Source organism: Bradyrhizobium oligotrophicum (assembly GCF_051168495.1).
Taxonomy (GTDB): Bacteria; Pseudomonadota; Alphaproteobacteria; order Rhizobiales; family Xanthobacteraceae; genus Bradyrhizobium; species Bradyrhizobium oligotrophicum_A.
Map to the genome: position 1 here is coordinate 16,247 of NZ_JBNPVB010000035.1, position 13,890 is coordinate 30,136.

The following is a 13,890-nucleotide window of genomic DNA, read 5'->3' on the forward strand; positions in this document are numbered from 1 at the left end:
TTTGGCGGGCGTCTCGAAGGATGGCCGAGAAAAGATAAGTAACGACCGATGAAGCTGCAGATCGAACGTCCCATCATCGAGGCGATGGCGTCGGCGTTTCCGCATCTCGCCTCGCTCACCGAGCAGCTCCGCTTCGGCGACAAGGTCGAGGTCAATCTCGCGCAGCTCGCGACCGCCGAGCTCGACTTCCTGCGTGCCAGCTACCAGACGGCCGGGCCCGAATGGCACGCGCGCGCCGCGCAGATCGCCACGCTGCAGCGGGCGTTCAGTGATTCCGGCACCCGGTTTTCCGAGCATGAGCTGGAATCCGTCCTGCCGGCAATCGTGCGCTATCTGATCTCGGGCGCGATCCGCGGCTGGATGTTCACCGCCAATGTCGCGAGCCGGCCGCTGCCTTATGTCGTGACGCGGCTCGACTACACCGCGCCGTCCAACGACGAGGCCGGCCGCGTCTTCATCGAGCTCAAGGCCAATGCCAAGGGCGCGATCACGACATCGACGCTGCGCATCTCCACGGGTGACATCGTCGGCAAGACGGTGGCCGAGATCTTCGCGGCCAAGGGTTTTCTCAAGGAGACGCCCGAACTGATCGCGGCCTATGACGAGACCGCCGAGCGCTACTTCGCCTGGCGCGGCCGCTACGGCGCGCAGTTCGCCGGCCGCGGCATCGGTTTCTTCGCCGACGATCCGAACTCGTCGCATCGCGACATGGACTGGTCGCGCAAGGATGTCATCGTGCTGTCGTCCGGCGGCGGCAGCGCGCGTCTGGTCAACGACGAGGGCATCCTGACGGAACGGGCGCTGACGCTCGAAGTCACCGGCGACATTCTCGGACAGTATTTACGCAAGGCGGCCAAGAGCAATCTCTACGATGCCGAGCAGGAGGTCGAGGAATCCAAGGCGGCGATCCCGAAGGGCGTGTTCTGCAGGATTCCCGTCCATCCCTACATGCTGATGTTCCATCTCGATCTGCACCATTATCTCTGGGTGCACGCCGACGACATGGCGCCTTACGCCTATCAGCCTGAGCTGAAGCAGAAGCTGGTTCTGCCGGAGGAGCAGACCGATTTGATCGACATCCTCACCGCCGAGATGGACCTGCTGATGGACGACATCGTCGCCGGCAAGTCGGGTGGCACGACCGTGCTGTGCGCCGGCCCGCCCGGCGTCGGCAAGACGCTGACCGCGGAGGTCTATGCCGAGATCATCGGTCGTCCGCTCTATCGCGTGCATTCCGGCCAGCTCGGCCTCAACGTCGCGGCGATGGAGAACGCGCTCAAGGACGCGCTGACTCGGGCGCAGCGCTGGGGCGCGGTGATGCTGATCGACGAGGCCGATGTCTACATCAAGCGGCGCGAGGACGACATGACGATGAATGCCGTCGTCGGCGTGTTCCTGCGCGTGCTCGAATATTTCAACGGGCTCTTGTTCCTCACCACCAACCGCATCGACGACATCGATGAAGCGATCGTGTCGCGCTGCATCGCCTTGATCAAGTTCCAGGCGCCGGACGCCGAAGCGCGCGGCCGGATCTGGCGCGTGATGTGCGAACAGTTCGGGCTGAAGGTCGAGCCCGCGCTGGTCGCGCTGTTGGTGGAGACCTTCCCGGGCGCCTCGGGACGCGACATCAAGGGGCTGGCCAAGCTGGTCGCGAAATACTGCCACCACAAGAGCGTGCGGCCCACCATCGACGTCTTCCGCCGCTGTGCGATCTTCCGCGGCATCGATCTCGGGGATCACGACCTGCTGCCGGAGGCCGCGGAGTGACCGTATGCGCCGGCAATTCGGGGGTCGCGCCGGCACGTCGCGCTGGCTAGGAACGGCGGCATCGAATTTCGACCACTCATCGGCAAGGAGCGGACCTCACCACCAGGTGGCATCGAGCAGGGCGGGGCATGCACGATGGTACGTGGCGTCACCTGCGCGACATACCGCCGCGCGGATCGAGCCGACGGTCCGATGTCGCAATCGTTCTATCGCCTGGCCGTGTCATGTCCTACAGCGGCTGGGTCGTTGTCGAACGCGAGGTGTTCATGTCGATCGTCTCGAAGCCCAGGCAGGCGCCTTCGCAGCAGGGCTGCAGCTGATGGCGATGGCGTCCCGATGCGAACTTCCAGCTGAGAGCCGGCTGCGGAGCAGCCTGCCCCGTCTGGACTACGTCGACAGCTATTCGGTCCCTTCTCGAATCTCCGGTCGGAGCATGGTCGAGATTCATGCCGCGCTGCTCGGCCATCTCCCGCCGGCCTTCAAGGTCCTGCTGCTGATGCGGTCCGCGCTCGTCAGGCCGTTCGGCATCCGGAGCGTATCGTATGGCGAACTGGCGGCTTCGATCGACACCGATCGCAAATTCGTTCAGGGCGACAAGATTGGCCGATGGATCATATTCTCGCAGGACGAGGACGAACTCATCACCGGGGCCGACGACCGCCACCTCGATTTTCGTGTTTCGGTCATGAGGCAGCGCGGGACGCGCGTCGTTCTCTCGACTGCGGTGATGACCCACAATGCTGTCGGCCGCGGCTATCTCTCGCTGATCCTCCCCTTCCATCGCTACGGCGTCGCCAAGCTCGTGAGCAATGCCTCCGCCGCAGGGCGGATCTGACGTTTGACGCGATCCAGACGAAGCGCCAACGTTCCGGCGGTCGCCGTCGCGATGTCCTACGCGCAGCCGCCGCGCATCCGGTGCATTGTCAGGATGTCCCGGCGGCCGTCTGCTTGACCGCACGCGGGCTGATTGTCAGCCTCAATCCGCCTTTTGGTCTCAGCGCCGCGCCGACCGCGAAATCCACCGAGCCGCCCGGTCTGATCCGCAACTCGCGGATCAGCCGGGCGAGGATTACCGTCGCCTCGGCCAGGGCGAACCCCATGCCGATGCAGACCCTCGGGCCCGCGCCGAAGGGGAGGAATCGGAAGCGCAGGTCCCTGTCGCCGAGGCTTGCCGCGCTGAAGCGCTCCGGCTCGAACGCGTCCGGATTATGCCAAAACGACTTGTGTCGATGAATGGCGTAGATCGGAACGACGACGACGGTGCCCTTTCTCACCCTGTGTCCGGCGATGATGGTGTCCGCCAGAGCGTCCCGGGACAACAGCGGTGCAGGCGGAAACAGGCGCATCGATTCCAGCAGCACGCTGCGGGTGAAGGTCAGACGCTCCAGGTGATCGCTCGTGATCTCGCCGCTGTCGGCCACGTCGAGGATCTCGCGTAGCAGCCGCTGTTCGGTCGGCTCATGATGGGCAATGAGATAGAGCGTCCAGGCGAGCGCCAGCGCAGTCGTCTCCCGCCCGGCAGCGATCGCGCCGACCATATGGTCCTCGATGAGCGCTGGCGACATGGCCTGCCCGGTCACGGGGTCGAGGGCGCAGCGCAGATCGGCCAGCAGCGAGATCCGGTCCGTCCGGCTGGCGAGTCGGGCGTGGAGAAGTGGCGCCACCAGCCTGTGAAGTGTCCGGGCCGGCTTATCGAAGGTTGGCCCGAGAAATCGCCGGCACCAGCCCGGCAACCTCAAAATGTCGGCGTAGTTCATGCGCCCCATGCCGGCGTCGAGCTGTTCGCAGCTCGCCATGATCCGGCTTCGGTCTGTCGTGCCGCCGATCCCCTCGAACAGGGCGTCCAGGACAACCATCGTGGCGGCTCTTGCGAGCGGCCGCGTGATCTCGATCCGCGACGCCGCGCATTGCCGCCACTCGGCGACGAGGTCGTCCGCGGCGCGATTGGCGTGCGGTACCACGGCGAGCGATCTGACCGGTGAAAACGCCGGCGAGGCGGCCTTGCGCTGCCAGCGCCAGCCGGCGCCCTCGGCTACGGCCAGTCCGTCGCGCCAGATCGGGCGGAGTACGCGCCTGCGCATGGTGCTCGGCACGAAGATGTCGGTGCTGTCGAGCAGCACGGTGCGCACTGCGTCCGGGCTCATGACATGAACGATGCCGCCCGCAGGGTGCTCCCATAGGTCGGTCTCATACATGGCCCTGGGCCAGGTCCGCAGGATGCAGCGGGAGGTCTCGCGCAGCGCGGCGAGACCGACGCTGGCCGCTTCGGGCGGCAAGACATGGGGTGGAATGTAGGGCGTCACGCAGGTGCTCCATGAACGGCCGGTATCATCGGCCACCAAGGACGACGGCGATAGAACCGAAGCGACACTGGCTGCACGGTCGGCCGATTGCTTCGCGGTGCGTGGCTCACTAAACTCGTGGGATGCGCAGTGAGATGATCGTTCCTGCCGGCCGGCGCGAGGCGTCGCAGCGTTTCACGGCGGCGCTGCTGCTGCCCCGCCGCGCACTTTCGGCTTGCCTGTTCGGTGCGATCTTGCGCGACACGCGAGGCCTCGCGCTCGACCGGCATGAGCGCTTCAATCAGTTCTCGGCCTCGCCGCTGTGTGGCGTCACCTGGTGGTTCGAGGGCGAGAGCATCCTCGTTCCGCGGTCCGGATCCGAGCCTGCGGGAGAGCCCTTGCCCAGGCTCGCCTTCGTCGGGCCGCAGCAAGGTCCGACCGTGAGCTACAATCCCGGTCCTGTCTTCGCGATGACGCTCGGCTTCTATCCGGATGCCTGGCTGGCGCTGACCGGCGTCGCCGTGGAGCCATTCGTCGATCGGACGGTCGCGCTGTCCGATATCCTGAGCGGCGACATGCTCGATCTGTTTCAGCCCTCGGCCAGCCCGATCTGCGCGACCGAACACCTTCACCGGCTGGAAAGTCGCCTGGAGCCGATCTGGCGCGCTCTGCGTCCCGACGGCCAAGGCTTTGGTCAACGGCTCGGGGACTGGATGACAGCGCTCGCCATTCGCGCGGCCACGTCGAAGAGCGGCCGCAGTGCTCGTCAGTTCGAGCGCCGCATCAAGAGCTGGGCTGGTCAGTCCCTGCGCGGCATCCGCGCCTATGAACGCAGCGAGCTGCTGCTCGCCGAGGTCGCGAGCGCGAAGGCCCATGGCGGCTTCTCCTGGGCCGACCTGTCCGCGGCGGCCGGCTTCGCCGATCAGTCGCACATGATTCGCCAGGTGCGCCGCGAAACGGGCTTCCCGCCCGACAAGCTTCTCCACCTCGTCGACCATCACGAGGCGTTCTGGTGCTATCGGCTGCTCGCAGGGCTGTCCGAGTGATCACACCGGCTCACGTCGCGGAGCGGCCGAGCGTCGCCGGATTATATCCTTCCTCGCGCAGCACCCGCTGCACCACCGGCCGCGCCAGCATGCGGCGGTAATGCGCAAGCAGGTTGGCTGGCAACGCGATGTCGGTCTTGTCGGCCCAGAATGCCACATAGAACAGGATCGGATCGGCAACCGAGAAGTCGCCGCCGAGATACAGCTGTTCGCCGAGCATCCGGCTCAGGATGGAAAAGCCCTTCACGACGATGTTGCGACCGAGCGCACGCACCGACTCCTGATCCGCCTCGTTGCGGCTGAAGGTCGGGGTGGCGAAGATGCGCGCGAAGCCGTGGCCGTGCACGGTGCCGGCGATGTAGCTCATGGCCTCGAGCAGCCGTGTTTCGGTCTCGATGTCGCTGGGCCACAGCCTGGTGCGCGGCCGCGAGCGGCCGAGCCAATAGGCGATCGCGGGGACCTCGGTCAGCACGCTGCCGTCGGGCCGCACCAGCGCCGGGATGGTCGATTTCGGATTGATCGCGACGTAGTCCGGCTTGAAATTGTCGCCGGCCGGCAGGTTGACGATGTAGGCCTCGAACACCTCCTCGAGCTCTTCGAGAATGATGTGGATGCCGGTCGAGCACGATCCCGGCGTCATGTAGAACTTCATCGCGGCCATCAGTGTCTCCAAGCCGACATCATGCGCACGCTTGAGCTGCGCACGGCATGCTTCATGCAAGGATCGGGGCAGTTTGGAGAGTGGCGCGCTGCGGTTCGACGATTCGGGCCGCCGCCGTCAGGTTTGCGACAGGAGACATCATCAAGGTCCCGCTGCTCCCGTCGCACTGTTCAGGGAGCCCCGCATGACGGAACGCGAGCCGGAAGTCTTCGTCATCTGTCCGACCACGAGCATCGCGGCCGGCGAGGCCAAGGCGTTCAGCCTGTCGCGGATCGGCGACAATGGCGAGGCGCGGCCGTTTCCGATCGTGATCATCCACACGGCGTCCGGCGGCTTCGTCGGCTATGTCAATATCTGTCCGCATGACGGCAAATGGCTGAACATCGGCAGCGGCCAGTTCTTCAATGCGGATCGCACGCTGCTGCGGTGCGGCCGTCACGGCGCGACCTTCGAGGTCGACACCGGCCTGTGCAACGCCGGTACCTGCGCAGGCCAGAGCCTCGAGCCGATCGCGCTCGCCGTCATCGACGGCGAGATCTGCCTGTGCGGCGTCGCGCTGGTGGAGGATATGAGCTTTCCCGATCCGTTCGATGATCTCGACGAGACCATGGAGATCATGATCCATCCGGACTGAGTAAGGGTGTTCGGCGTCATCGCGGCAAGCGAAGCGCGAAGCAATCAAGGCTTGCCGGGGGATCTCGATTGCTTCGCGCTCGCGATGACGCTGGCGCGATGACCTAGGCTCAGAACCCATCCGCCTTCTTGCCCCAGGGATGGCTGCCGGGCACCAGCTGGGCCTTGATGCCCGCCTTTTCGACGTCCGCCTGCGACTTGAAGAAGGTCGCCTCATGCACCAGCGCGCCGCTCTTCGTCGTCACCGCGACATAGCGCGCCACGGTGTCGATGTCGCAAAGATAGCCGCCGCCAGGGTCGGCGGCGCTGCGCAGATTGCCGTCCCAGTCCACGAAGAAGCCTTCACTCGACATGTCGTTCTCCACGATTGATTCAGGTCTCGGGCTGATCGGCGACGAGCTGCGCATAGGCGCTCTCGACGATGGCGCGGCATTGCAGCAGGCGCTGATGTTCGGCCTTGGCGACGCTCACCGTCTCGCCGTGATCGTCGACGGCAGCCGTTGCCGCCTGCAGCGCATCGAACAGCGCCTTTTCGAGCTGATAGATGCGCTCGCTGGCGCGCTCCAGATAGGGGATCGGATTGGCGCGGACATTGGCCTCGTGCAGCGCATCGAGGCTGAGCAGCGTCCGGAATCGGCGCTCGACCTGGCGCTGCTGCATTCCGAAATCGTGCTCGATCACGGTCATGGCCGGCTCCCGGGCGTGGCCGAAGCGGCTGCCTTGGCCGCATGCCGCAGCAAGGCCAGGCATTCGAGCGAGGCGGCCATGTCGAGCGCGGAAAAGCCGTCGAGCGTCTCGGTGCTGATATCGGCGCCCTTGGCCAGCAGATGCGCGACCACCTCGGCCTTGCCGGACGAGGAGGCATACATCAGCGCGGTGGCGCCATTGTCGTTGCTGTTGTCGATGTCGACGCCCGCTTCGACCAGCGCATCGATCGCATCGAGATGATGGCCGACGCAGGCGAGCCAGAGTGCGTTGTTGCCATCGGCATTCCTGGCGGCGATCGCAGCGCCTGCGGCGAGCAGCTCGCGGATGACGGCGACGTTGCCGAGATGGGCCGCCTTCATCAGCGGCGTGGTGCGATTGGCGATGGTGGCGTCGACGCCATCGGCCGGAAAGCCCTGGGCCGCGAGCCAGGCCGCCAAGGCCGGACTGATGTCGGCGGAGCCGCTGCGTGCAGGGAGGCACTGTCGCCACGCCTCGTAGCCGCCGTCGAGGCTGTAGACCTCGGTGAAGCCGAAGTCGGAGAGGGTCTGCGCATAGTCCTGGCTGGCATGGCCGTGGTAGCAGTAGATCAGGATCGCCGTGCGCCTGGTCGTGCCCGCGATCAGTTCGGGCAGATTGCGCTGCGTCAGGTGCTGGGCGCCTGCGATGTGCGCGGCATTGAACGAGGCCTGGTCGCGGACGTCGAAGCGCAGCACATCGTCGCGCTGCAGCAGCTCGGCGGCGTGGCCGACATCGATGCGTTGGAACGGAATGCGCGGTCTCATGGCAATCCTTTCATGACAGGACTCCCGCTTCATGGCGTGTGCGGCCGGGATAGGCCGGCAGCGTCGTGATGCGATCGTCGGTCAGGGGACGGCCGACGGTGAAGTGATACAGCGACTGATAGTGGCTGCCGACGACGCCGAGCATCTCGTGTACGGAATCGTCGAAATAGCAGCCGATGCCGGTGCCGCGCAGGCCGGCTGCTTCGGCTTCGAGATACAGGACGTGGCCGATCAGGCCGGCCTCCCAATGCAGCTGGCGGTAGCGCCAGGCGTCGTCGCTGACGACAGGCGTGAACTCGGCCAGCATCGCCACGGCAAAGCAGCTGTCGCCGGCGATCGCCTGGTGGCAGCTCGCGGTGCGGATCACGCCGCGGCTATCGGTCGGCAGCAGCCGGAACAGCGGCAGATGATCGGGCGCGCTTTCCACCCGCTGCCAGTCGAAGTCGGGACGCAGCGTGCGCCGCAGGCCGGCTTCCGCCGCGTCACTGCGCGGCAGCGCATAGAGCCCGGGCGTGAGGCCCTCGACACGATGCACGAATAGAAGCGGGTGCAGCCGTGACGCGAACGGCCAGACGTCCCACGGCGGCGCCGCGCGCGGCAGCAGGGCGTCGAGCATCTGGTGGAATGGGGCGGGCTCCATCGTGAACTTGGCATCGAAGCGCTGCGCACTGCGACGCTGGAGAATGAGCTCAGCCGCGCGTGCTGACGATTGCTGAGCGAGGGCAGGGCGGGACGAAGAGAACTCGACGACATCCTGCGCGGCGCCGGTCGTCGCCGCGCTCACCTCGGGGATGACAGGCCAGCGATAGAGCGGATGGCGATCGAGCCGGTTCGCCTGCCCCTTCCAAACGTCGTCGATCGTGGTGGGCCGTGGAAGGCACGGGGCCCGGTTGGTATCGCGGGGTGTGATCGCAAGCAGCACGTCGGCGTCCTCAGCCTCGACGCCGGCGAAATCGCTCGAGCGATCGAGCCCCATGATGGCGGCGAGCCTGGCGCTGTCGAGGCCGTCGACGACGCGGGCGGTCCAGCCGAGCGCCGCGGCCGCGTAGCTGATCGCACCGAGCGCATGGCCGATGTCGAGCTGGCAATAGCGAAACGCGCGCTCGCCATATTTCCACGCCTCGCGCCAATGGATCGACGACAGGCCGAGCCACAGCCGAGGTGCGCCTGACGATGCGGTGCCACGGCGGCAGCGCTGCTCCAGCACGTGGTCGCGGCTGACATAGTGATGCAATCCGTCGCTGAGGCCTGCGATGGACTCGCTGATCACATAGGCCTCGGTCGGATGCAGATTGCCGCTGGAGGGATTGCAGCGCAGCGCCCAGCGGTCCGGACCATGCTCCTTCCAGGCCGCCAGTCCGAAGGACAATTCCAGCAGCAGCGCGACGCCGTCGATGGTGAGCGGTTGGATCGTCGCCGTGCCGCTGCACGCCTCGGCAAAACTCGCGGCGAGACGATCCGAGGCGAGGGGGAGATCGGTGCGCGGGCTGCCGGCAAATTCGCGGAACGGATTGGGCTGCGCATCCCAGTCCAGCGTCTCTGGCCCCGCCGCATAGCGCTTCAGGCTATGCTTGGTGCGGGCGTGATAGGCGAGCGCGATGTCGGCGGCGGCAGGCAACTCTGCCGCCCTGGACGGTGACACGGACATGGGTCCTCACAAGGCGCGATGTAGGGATTCGCGCATGCTGGATGGTCGCGGAGTGACCGGATGCTGCGGAGCAAATTCCGTTCCGGCAGCGCTCACTCTCTCCGTTCGTCATTCCGGGATGCGCCCGCGAGGGCGCAGGCCCGGAATCCATAACCACGGCTGGTGGATATGGATTCCGGGCTCGCCGCTTGCGCGTCGCCCCGGAATGACGATGGGGATGGAGCTCGCGCGCTTCATCAAATGCTGTGGTGAGTAGGCTGTGGTGGCCGCGCAGATCGTGTGCGATTTCGGACAGAGCGCCTTGCGGGCTCTGTCCGCATCTCGACATCAATGCCGCTGCGCGCTGCGCGACGCGCTGGTGTCGATCAGCACGGCGACCTTGGCCGCGATCGACAGCCATGCCTGGTGCGCGTCGATCTTGGGGCCCAGTTTGAAACTGTCGGCCATGCGGGCCGCGAAGGCCGGCCCGTCGGTCCCGTGCTGTTCCGCGATGATCCACGCGGTCTGCCACAGATCGGTCTCGGTGGTCACGGCTGCTACAGATCCAGCACCAGCCTGTCGCCTTTGCCACGCGACACACAGGGCAGGAAATAGCCTTCGGCGCGCTGCGCGGCCGAGAGACGCTTGTCGCGATGATCGATCTCGCCGTCGACGACCTTGGTCTTGCAGGTGCCGCACATGCCCTGCTCGCAGGAGGTCGCGATCTTGACGCCGTTCTCTTCGAGAAACGCCGTGACGGTCTTGTCGCCGGGGATCTTGAAGGTCGCGCCGGTGCTCTTGATGGTGACATCGAACACCTTGTCGAGCAGCGCGGCCGCCGCCTTCGCGGTGAAGCGCTCGACATGGATGCGCTCCTCGGCAAAGCCCTTCTGCTTGGCCTGCGCGATGATCGGATCCATCCACCAGTCGACGCCGCAGACGAACAGTTGGGTATCCTCGGGCCGGTCGGCGAACAGGTCGGCCGGCTTCAGCAGCTGATTGTCCTCGGTGGCTTCCTTGTAATATCTGGTGTTCTCGGCGAAGGACGAGGCCTCGATCGTGCCGCGGAACGAATCCGGCGACATCAGCGCGAACACATAGTGCAGCTCGAACGGGATATTCTTGGCCTTCAGCGTATCGGCGATCGACAGCATCGGCGTCACGCCGATGCCGCGTGCCACGAGCAGCGCCCGCTTGGTGTCCTTCGGGATCTTGAAGCGGTTGCGCGGGCGGCTGACCTGCAGCCGGTCGCCCTCGTTGATGTCGAGATGCAGCGCCTTGGAGCCGCCGCGGCTGTTGGCGTCCTTCCAGACGCCGATGCAGTAGCGGTTGCGCTCGGCGGCGCTGTTCAGCAGCGAGTACTGCCGCGTCAGCCCGTTCGGCAAGGTGACGTCGATGTGGCTGCCCGGGGTGAAGCCCGGCAGCGGCTGATCATCTGCCGGGACGAGTTCGAACGAGGCCATGTTGTGGGCCTCGATGGCCTTTCGGGCCACGACGACCGTATGCAGCGCGTCGGACATCCGACAAACTCCATCATGCCAACCTGCTGATGGAGCGGCGATGCAAGGAGAGGGCCAGATCCGGGCCGCCTCGTGACATGCTGCAGTGCCCAGCCGAACGCATCGTACCACAAAACCTTCAGATGACTCGCGTCGGGAAGACGTCTAAGACGCGCGCCTCTCCAGTCGAACCATCACGCGAAGGACCTGCCATGACGCTGCGCGAGCAGTGGGAGAATCACGCCGCCCAGTGGCTCGCCTGGGCCAGGGCGCCGGGGCATGACAGTTTCTGGCGCCACCATGGCGAACAGTTCAGCCGACTGCTGCCGGCGCCCGGCGCGCTCACGCTCGACATCGGCTGCGGCGAGGGCCGGCTGTCGCGGCAGCTCAAGGCCGCCGGGCACGCGGTGGTCGGTGTCGACGCGTCACCCACCCTGATCGCTGCGGCCAGATCAGCCGATCCATCCATCGCCGTCATACGCGCCGATGCGGCCGCGCTACCGCTCAGTGATGCCTGCGCGGACCTCGTGATCGCCTTCATGTCGCTGCAGGACGTCGATGCAATGCCGGATGCGGTGCGCGAGGTGGCGCGGGTGCTCAGGCCTGGTGGCCGGTTCTGCATCGCGATCGTCCATCCGCTCAATTCGGCCGGCCGGTTCGACGGCCTGGCGCCGGATGCGCCCTTCGTGATGAGCGGCAGTTACCTGGAGTCCTTCATTTATAGCGACGCGATCGAGCGCGACGGCTTCAGCATGACGTTCCACAGCGCGCACCGGCCGCTGCAGAGCTACGTCGTGGCGTTGGAAGAGGCGGGATTCCTGATCGAGGCGCTGCGCGAGCCGTCCATTCCCGAAGCGGCCATCGCGCACGACAGCAGCCGGCGCTGGCAGCGCGTGCCGTTGTTCCTGCATCTGCGTTGCCTGCGTCCGTGAGACGGAGCGCCGCGGCGCTCCGTCGCGCCGGAGCTTCATCCGCGGCGCGCCGCCTCGATCGCGGCAATGTCGATCTTGCGCATCGTCATCATCGCGGCGAACACGCGCTTGGCCTGTTCGCCGCCGGCGGCCATTGCGTCGGTCAGGGCGCGCGGCGTGATCTGCCAGGAGATGCCCCATTTGTCCTTGCACCAGCCGCACATGCTTTCCTGGCCGCCATTGCCGATGATGGCGTTCCAGTAGCGGTCGGTCTCGGCCTGGTCGTCGGTCGCGATCTGAAACGAGAACGCCTCGCTGTGGGTGAACGCCGGTCCGCCGTTGAGGCCGAGGCAGGGGATGCCGCACACGGTGAACTGCACCGTCAGCACGTCGCCGGCCTTTCCCGAGGGGTAGTCGCCCGGCGAGCGGTGCACGGCGGCCACCTGGCTGTCCGGAAACAGGTCGGCATAGAAGCGCGCGGCCTCCTCGGCGTCCTTGTTGAACCACAGACAGATCGTGTTCTTGGTCGTTGCCATTGCGGGCCTTCCTTCCGGTACGAATGCAGGCCGTCCTGCAAGCCTCGACGGACGGCCATTGGGATATGCTCGAGCCAGCGCGTCTCGGTCCGGCTGATCCAAGGACGGAGCCAGCCGCCAAAATCCGACACGATGATCTGCGGTTCCCGCAGATTTTTTAGGGACCAGATGATCGGGCTGCGGTTCCACGGGGGTGGTTTTGTCCTTGCGGTATCAGCCAGGGATACGCCGGGGAATACCGCGGAGCAGGGGATGATGAGCGTCCCAGCAGGTCGAGGCGCTCGGTATCTCATTGCATCACGGTGCGTTCGGCCAAGCGAGAGGTGCCCGTCGTCGGCACGCGCTTGAAGAGCGGCGACAAGATCGGCGAGGTCGGCCCGAGCACAACCTTGCACTTCGAACTGCGTCCCGTCGCCCACGGCAACATGACCGCGGATGCGGCCTGGGCCCGGCAATATGGTAGCATGGCGGACATGGAATGGTCGCGCTATGATCCGGTGGATCCGCAGAGGTTCGATGCGGCCGCCTTCGGCGGGCTGGGTGAGCGTGGGAAGTAGTTGCGATATGCCGGAGACTCTCGTGCGCGCTGGAACGGCGCTTTCGTTACTGGCGGCCGCCGCGATGCTGTCGGCCTGGCTCTCACCCGCAGCGCATGCGCAGCCGGCTGCACGCCCGGCGGCGCCGCCGCAAACGCAGAGCCTGCCGGCGGACCTCAAGGACCTGCGCGGCGAGTGGAAGCGGGCGGGCGCCGGCTTCGGCTGTAGCGTGACTCCTCCGCGCCAGCTGTCGCAGGAGCAATTGCAGGCGGTGATGGCGCGCGCCTGTCTGCGACTCGGACCGCTCGTGGTCGGCGATGGCGCCGCGACGGCCCCGGCCGCGCTCGGGCCGCCGCACCGGACCTTGAAGCAGCCGCAGGGGCAGGTCGCCTGGCTCTATTTCATCGGACAGCGCGAGCACTATCCGTATTTCGTCGTCACCGTCGCGGCCGACAAGATCGTCGCCCTGCAGGTCGCGGGCGACGGCAGCACGCCCGCGCCGCCGGGCTATGATCTCAGCCATGTCGGGCTCAGCGCGACGACCGAGGAAGTGGTAGCGGTGTTCGGTCAGCCCGGCCATGTCGAGCCCAGCGAATCGAAGGGCGTCGAGCTCTGGACCTATCCCCCGTATCCGTTCTCCTTCGAGCTCAAGGGCGGGCGGGTGATCTCGATCCGGCTTCGTCAGCCCTAGGCCGGTCGATGGCCCGAGCAAAAGCGCGGGAGAGGGGATCGATCGCAGGATGGTGTCGCTCGTCTCCGATCCTCACGACATTTCGACGGGAAGATTTTGCTTGCTGTTTTTCAGAAATCGTGCTTTTATCCCCGCAACCCGCCTCGTGCAGAGGGACGTACGCGTCGTCACGATACGTGGAGGTGGGCTGCGATGGACGTGACGGCTGTGC

16 protein-coding genes are annotated in these 13,890 nt (G+C 66.2%); 7 read left to right on the forward strand and 9 right to left on the reverse strand.

Features of this window, described 5'->3' with window-relative positions:
- Positions 1-48: 48 nt before the first annotated feature.
- Together ACQR1B_RS34965 and ACQR1B_RS34970 are read left to right on the forward strand one after the other, a co-directional pair.
- Entirely contained in the window at positions 49-1,767 is a 1,719-nt protein-coding gene (locus ACQR1B_RS34965; protein WP_434837418.1) for an ATP-binding protein, read from the forward strand.
- Positions 1,768-2,092: 325 nt separating this feature from the next.
- Entirely contained in the window at positions 2,093-2,602 is a 510-nt protein-coding gene (locus ACQR1B_RS34970; protein WP_434837435.1) for a DUF2867 domain-containing protein, read from the forward strand.
- An 88-nt stretch (positions 2,603-2,690) separates the two neighbouring features.
- Here the strand turns inward: ACQR1B_RS34970 and ACQR1B_RS34975 are convergent, their stop codons facing one another.
- A complete protein-coding gene (locus ACQR1B_RS34975; RefSeq protein ID WP_434837419.1) occupies positions 2,691-4,070 on the reverse strand; it encodes a cytochrome P450 in 1,380 nt (459 codons plus the stop codon).
- Between the two features lie 134 nt (positions 4,071-4,204).
- On the opposite strand from ACQR1B_RS34975, the gene ACQR1B_RS34980 reads away from it, so the two are divergent.
- Positions 4,205-5,095 (forward strand): helix-turn-helix domain-containing protein, encoded by an 891-nt coding sequence (locus tag ACQR1B_RS34980; protein ID WP_434837420.1) that lies wholly within the window; start codon positions 4,205-4,207, stop codon positions 5,093-5,095.
- Positions 5,096-5,105: 10 nt separating this feature from the next.
- Here ACQR1B_RS34980 and ACQR1B_RS34985 read toward each other — a convergent pair whose 3' ends face one another.
- Positions 5,106-5,747: a glutathione S-transferase family protein gene (locus ACQR1B_RS34985; protein ID WP_434837436.1), complete on the reverse strand. Its 642-nt coding sequence runs from the start codon at positions 5,745-5,747 to the stop codon at positions 5,106-5,108.
- Positions 5,748-5,940: 193 nt separating this feature from the next.
- Here ACQR1B_RS34985 and ACQR1B_RS34990 point away from each other — a divergent pair, with 193 nt between their 5' ends.
- Positions 5,941-6,390, forward strand: a complete 450-nt coding sequence (locus ACQR1B_RS34990) for a Rieske (2Fe-2S) protein (protein WP_434837421.1) — start codon at positions 5,941-5,943, stop codon at positions 6,388-6,390.
- A gap of 109 nt (positions 6,391-6,499) precedes the next feature.
- Here ACQR1B_RS34990 and ACQR1B_RS34995 read toward each other — a convergent pair whose 3' ends face one another.
- From ACQR1B_RS34995 to ACQR1B_RS35020, 6 genes are all read right to left on the reverse strand, one after another.
- The gene (locus tag ACQR1B_RS34995) at positions 6,500-6,742 is read right to left on the reverse strand and encodes a hypothetical protein (RefSeq protein ID WP_434837422.1); all 243 of its coding nucleotides are present in this window, start codon (positions 6,740-6,742) and stop codon (positions 6,500-6,502) included.
- 19 nt (positions 6,743-6,761) lie between these two features.
- Positions 6,762-7,076: a hypothetical protein gene (locus ACQR1B_RS35000; RefSeq protein WP_434837423.1), complete on the reverse strand. Its 315-nt coding sequence runs from the start codon at positions 7,074-7,076 to the stop codon at positions 6,762-6,764.
- Entirely contained in the window at positions 7,073-7,810 is a 738-nt protein-coding gene (locus ACQR1B_RS35005) for an ankyrin repeat domain-containing protein (RefSeq protein WP_434837437.1), read from the reverse strand. The genes ACQR1B_RS35000 and ACQR1B_RS35005 overlap by 4 nt, the downstream gene beginning before the upstream one ends.
- Positions 7,811-7,889: 79 nt before the next feature.
- Positions 7,890-9,527 carry a nitroreductase family protein gene (locus tag ACQR1B_RS35010; protein WP_434837424.1) on the reverse strand — a complete coding sequence of 546 codons (1,638 nt, stop codon included), beginning with the start codon at positions 9,525-9,527 and terminating at the stop codon, positions 7,890-7,892.
- Between the two features lie 327 nt (positions 9,528-9,854).
- Positions 9,855-10,058 carry a hypothetical protein gene (locus ACQR1B_RS35015; protein ID WP_434837425.1) on the reverse strand — a complete coding sequence of 68 codons (204 nt, stop codon included), beginning with the start codon at positions 10,056-10,058 and terminating at the stop codon, positions 9,855-9,857.
- Positions 10,059-10,063: 5 nt separating this feature from the next.
- Positions 10,064-11,026 (reverse strand): PDR/VanB family oxidoreductase, encoded by a 963-nt coding sequence (locus tag ACQR1B_RS35020; RefSeq protein WP_434837426.1) that lies wholly within the window; start codon positions 11,024-11,026, stop codon positions 10,064-10,066.
- Between the two features lie 191 nt (positions 11,027-11,217).
- On the opposite strand from ACQR1B_RS35020, the gene ACQR1B_RS35025 reads away from it, so the two are divergent.
- Entirely contained in the window at positions 11,218-11,937 is a 720-nt protein-coding gene (locus ACQR1B_RS35025) for a class I SAM-dependent methyltransferase (RefSeq protein ID WP_434837427.1), read from the forward strand.
- Positions 11,938-11,972: 35 nt separating this feature from the next.
- Here ACQR1B_RS35025 and ACQR1B_RS35030 read toward each other — a convergent pair whose 3' ends face one another.
- Entirely contained in the window at positions 11,973-12,452 is a 480-nt protein-coding gene (locus tag ACQR1B_RS35030) for a VOC family protein (RefSeq protein ID WP_434837428.1), read from the reverse strand.
- 323 nt (positions 12,453-12,775) lie between these two features.
- Here ACQR1B_RS35030 and ACQR1B_RS35035 point away from each other — a divergent pair, with 323 nt between their 5' ends.
- Positions 12,776-13,009: a hypothetical protein gene (locus tag ACQR1B_RS35035; RefSeq protein ID WP_434837429.1), complete on the forward strand. Its 234-nt coding sequence runs from the start codon at positions 12,776-12,778 to the stop codon at positions 13,007-13,009.
- A gap of 22 nt (positions 13,010-13,031) precedes the next feature.
- Positions 13,032-13,679, forward strand: coding sequence for a hypothetical protein (locus tag ACQR1B_RS35040; RefSeq protein ID WP_434837430.1), 648 nt, complete (start codon positions 13,032-13,034; stop codon positions 13,677-13,679).
- Positions 13,680-13,890 lie beyond the last annotated feature (211 nt).

Coding starts and splice junctions, on each gene's coding strand:
- ACQR1B_RS34965 (WP_434837418.1), top strand. CDS start 49: ATGAAGCTGCAGATCGAACGTCCCATCATCGAGGCGATGGCGTCGGCG.
- ACQR1B_RS34985 (WP_434837436.1), bottom strand. CDS start 5,747: ATGAAGTTCTACATGACGCCGGGATCGTGCTCGACCGGCATCCACATC.
- ACQR1B_RS35010 (WP_434837424.1), bottom strand. CDS start 9,527: ATGTCCGTGTCACCGTCCAGGGCGGCAGAGTTGCCTGCCGCCGCCGAC.
- ACQR1B_RS35025 (WP_434837427.1), top strand. CDS start 11,218: ATGACGCTGCGCGAGCAGTGGGAGAATCACGCCGCCCAGTGGCTCGCC.
- ACQR1B_RS34995 (WP_434837422.1), bottom strand. CDS start 6,742: ATGTCGAGTGAAGGCTTCTTCGTGGACTGGGACGGCAATCTGCGCAGC.
- ACQR1B_RS35030 (WP_434837428.1), bottom strand. CDS start 12,452: ATGGCAACGACCAAGAACACGATCTGTCTGTGGTTCAACAAGGACGCC.
- ACQR1B_RS35020 (WP_434837426.1), bottom strand. CDS start 11,026: ATGTCCGACGCGCTGCATACGGTCGTCGTGGCCCGAAAGGCCATCGAG.
- ACQR1B_RS34980 (WP_434837420.1), top strand. CDS start 4,205: ATGATCGTTCCTGCCGGCCGGCGCGAGGCGTCGCAGCGTTTCACGGCG.
- ACQR1B_RS34970 (WP_434837435.1), top strand. CDS start 2,093: ATGGCGTCCCGATGCGAACTTCCAGCTGAGAGCCGGCTGCGGAGCAGC.
- ACQR1B_RS34990 (WP_434837421.1), top strand. CDS start 5,941: ATGACGGAACGCGAGCCGGAAGTCTTCGTCATCTGTCCGACCACGAGC.
- ACQR1B_RS35000 (WP_434837423.1), bottom strand. CDS start 7,076: ATGACCGTGATCGAGCACGATTTCGGAATGCAGCAGCGCCAGGTCGAG.